Source organism: Geomonas sp. (genome assembly GCF_056994735.1).
This window is the reverse complement of record NZ_JBXKJL010000281.1, coordinates 1-2,709: the sequence shown is the minus strand read 5'-3', so window position 1 is coordinate 2,709 and position 2,709 is coordinate 1. Positions and strand designations below refer to the sequence as shown.

Here is a 2,709-nt window from a genome sequence, read left to right as displayed (position 1 = left end):
TTTGGCCCTCGGCCCGGGGGCTGGGCACCGTACATCACCCTCATGCAGGCCACTAGTGGGGACTTCTATGGCACGACTCTCACCGGCGGAGAGAACGACTACGGCACCGTTTTCAAGATGAATTCATCCGGTGACTTCGTCACGTTACACAGTTTCAGCGGGCTGCCCGACGGGGCGTTACCGCACGCCGCTCTGATTCAGGCCTCCGACGGGAATCTCTACGGAACGACATCCTCGGGCGGATTGCATGGCGATGGGACCGTCTTCAGGATGGACGTGTCCGGAACATTGACCACTCTCCACAGCTTCGATCAGTACATCGACGGGTCCTCGCCTTGGGGCGCTTTACTCCAGGCGACTGACGGTAGTTTCTACGGCACGACTTTCATGGGCGGGCCGAACAATCTGGGCACGGTTTACAAGATGGATGTCTCCGGCACCGTCACGACACTTCACAGTTTCGCTGGAGCGGATGGCTCGGGGCCTTCCGTTGCCCTCATCCAGGCCATCAGCGGTGACCTGTTTGGGTCAACCAGCGGAGGTGGGGCAAACAGCAAGGGTACCGTCTTCGAGATCGATTCCTCCGGCAGCTTCTCCTCCATCCATAGCTTCAACGGTAGTGACGGCGTATCTCCTCTCGCTCTCATCCAGGTGAGCGGTGGCGATTTCTACGGCACAACGTCCGGAGGCGGGAGCGGCAATTTAGGTACCACCTTTCGGATGACAGCGGCCGGGAGCGTCACGACGCTCCACAGCTTCAGCGGCAGCGAAGGGTCGCACCCTGTCGCTGCACTCGTCCCGAGTGGGGAAGGCAACTTCTACGGCATCACGAACAGCGGTGGCGCTGGCGGAGTGGGTGTCGTGTTCGTGACCGATGACTCCGGGGGGCTGACCACCCTGCTCAGCTTCGAGCGCGACGAGGCAGTTCTTGGGGATTTGAGTAAGTTCTTGCAGGCTACGGACGGGAATTTCTACGCCACATCGAGCAGCGGGGGCGATAACGGCGCCGGAACCGTTTTCCGGATGGACGCGAGCGGCAACCTGACGATCCTGCACAGTTTCGCGGGCCCCGAGGGCAGCGGCCCGTACTCCGCACTCATTCAGGCAACGGACGGCAAGTTCTACGGTACGTCCCGATACGGCGGCGCGTACGGCCTCGGTACCGCGTTCAGAGTGGAAATGTCCGGAGCCGTCACGACGCTGCACAGCTTCAGCGGTGCGGATGGCGCCGTTCCCCAAGCCGCTCTGGTTCAAGCGATGGACGGGGATTTCTATGGCACGACCCGTGGTGGTGGCGAATACGAAACGGGCACAATTTTCAGGATGGATCCTTCCGGAAGCGTTTCCACGCTCCACAGTTTCGACGATGCCAACGGCTCGAACCCCGTGGCGCCTCTTATCCAGGCGTCGGATGGCAACTTTTACGGTACCACCCTCAACGGCGGCGAAGGGTTCCTTGGTACGGTGTTCGTCCTATCCTCCAGTGGATCCTTCGCGCTCCTGCACAGCTTCGACAGCATCGAAGAAGCGAACCCTCAGGCCCCTCTGATCGAGGGCTCCGACGGAAATCTGTACGGAACGACTTCTTACGTCGACGGAACCATCTTCAAGATTGATTCTCTCGGTGGATTCTCCACCGTTCACTACTTCAGGAAATTCGACGAATCCGACGGGGATGTCCCTTATGACGGTCTCGTCGAGGCCTCTGACGGCAACTATTACGGGACGACCTTTCTCGGGGGAGCGCCCCACGGTCAATTAGCCCAGCAAGGCACGGTGTTTCGGATGGAGCCCTCGGGCAACGTCGTCGTGGTCCACAGTTTCAATCGATTCGACGGCAACAATCCGACCGTAGGGGTCATTCAAGCCTCCGACGGAAACCTCTACGGCTCGGCGCCCGGTGGTCCATTCGCCGGCGCGGGCGTCATTTTCCGCCTGAGCAACGCCGCCATGGCTCTCAACCAGATGACGCCCACCTCCGGCCCCGCGTCGGGCGGCACCGTCCTCGATCTTCTCGGGGGCGGGTTCAGCCCGGACGCGACCGTTGCAGTGGGAGGGGTGTCCGGCTCGGACCCGACCGTTCTCGATCCGACCTTTCTCTATCTCTCGACACCCGCACTCCCGGCGGGGACACTGAACGATGTCTCGGTCACCAACCCGGGCTCGCGTACCGCGACGGCGACGCGTCCGAAGGCCTTCTTCGCCGACTTCCTGGACGTGCCGCAGACCGACCCCTTCCACGACTTCGTCGAGAAGATTTTCCGGGCCGGCATCACCGCGGGCTGTGGATCAGGCAGCTACTGTCCGGACGCGGCGGTCACGCGTGCGCAGATGGCGGTCTTTCTCCTCAAGGCCGAGCACGGCTCGAGCTTCCTGCCGCCCCCCTGCAACGGTTTCTTCGCGGATGTCCCCTGCCCCGGCATGTTTGCCGACTGGATCGAGCAGCTTGCGGCCGAGGGGATTACGGCGGGCTGCGGAGGAAGCAACTACTGCCCGTCGACCCCGGTGACGCGAGCACAGATGGCGGTGTTCCTTCTGAAGGCGGAGCACGGCACGGGTTACGCGCCGCCGGGGTGCACAGGCATCTTCGGCGACGTCTCGTGCCCGAGCCTCTTTGCCGACTGGATCGAGCAGCTCTCGGCCGAAGGGATCACGAGCGGCTGCGGCGGCGGGAACTACTGTCCGGGCAACCCGAACACCCGCGGGCAG

1 protein-coding gene is annotated in these 2,709 nt (G+C 62.6%); it reads left to right on the top strand.

Going from position 1 to position 2,709, the window contains the following annotated elements; genetic code table 11:
* Positions 1-2,709 (top strand): choice-of-anchor tandem repeat GloVer-containing protein (locus tag AC11W3_RS12090; RefSeq protein ID WP_484093085.1); only part of this gene is annotated, 2,709 nt, incomplete at both ends.